Below are 1117 nucleotides of genomic sequence, written 5' to 3'. Positions count from 1 at the left end.
GTCCAATAGGCTCGTCTAATGTGTGGGTCTCTTGAAAAACAACTAAACTGACGTTTCTCAGCCCTTCGCTCTTTTCTAAATTTAGTAACGGTGATACGCGATTCTTTCTGCACAGCACTTGCCTTCACCCAATTCATCAACTGCCACCAATCCGCCAACGCCATCAGCGGATAGGCAAGGACCTCCAACTGGATGTCTCTCAGTCTTAATTCCTGAATCACTTCAAGCCAGACGTAAGAATGAGAGCTTAACTGATCGAGGTCACTCACCACTAAGCTATCTCCCGGCCTCAGTCGACTGAAGACCCGTTCTAATTGTGGACGTCTCCGCCAGTCCTGTTTTCTAGCAGAATACCGCTCGAGGTAGATGACCTCACAATTCGCTTCTTTGAGCGGTCGCTCTTCCTCTGAGCCCGTCGCCCCTTTTTGGTTAAGTTGACTGTAACCAATCCTCATCTGACTGATTCCCTCCTCTCATTTATCTGGTTGTCATTTAGTCTTGTTTAATTAAATAGTTCTTAGAGACAATGACATTCCCTGTTTGATCCAGAAAGTCCAGTCGCACATCTTCTTCACTAACCGTTTTATAAGATACCGACATCTGAACAGGGGTATTTTCGGTTTGCTCATTACTTAAAGCAGTCGCTAATTGGTCCCCGTGTTCGCCTAAATCAGGCGCGTCCCCAGTGACAAGCTCTTTCATCGCCTTATCACTGCTGGCTTGATTAGCTAAAAAGTACTGATCAACCACTGATTTCCCAGTTTTATAGGCATTGGTTTTATTCGTAAAGGTAAAATTAACCGTCAAATACCGATTGTCCTTATCTCCGGTTACTGCCATGCCTGCCACAGCTACCTCAAAATCTGGGCTGGACAACACTTCATTATTCATGGTCATACTGCCATCAGTAGAACTATAGTTATTTTCTGAAACGGTTGAGGTGGCTTTTTGACTCGTTTTAGCCTCATCACTTTTTTTCTCCTCTGTTTTTTTACTTGAGTTACAGCCTGCCAGTATCAAAAGACTCATGGCGGTCAGTAGTCCTATTTTGACTCGTTTAGTTCGGTGTGTCATCCTATCTTTCCTCATTTCTTTATCATCAAAATAAGAGCCATGA

The 1117-nt window shown here is 44.0% G+C and carries 2 protein-coding genes; both read right to left on the bottom strand.

Going from position 1 to position 1117, the window contains the following annotated elements; all coding sequences use genetic code 11:
• Positions 1-455: recombinase family protein (locus AC5KOD_RS02565; protein ID WP_496912977.1), on the bottom strand; the 455-nt coding region annotated here is incomplete at its 3' end.
• 37 nt (positions 456-492) lie between these two features.
• On the bottom strand, positions 493-1117 hold a 625-nt coding region (locus AC5KOD_RS02560; RefSeq protein WP_496912976.1), incomplete at its 5' end, for a hypothetical protein.

The sequence above is a fragment of the Vagococcus sp. WN80Y genome, from assembly GCF_059621045.1.
This window is presented reverse-complemented; position numbering and strand designations above follow the sequence as displayed.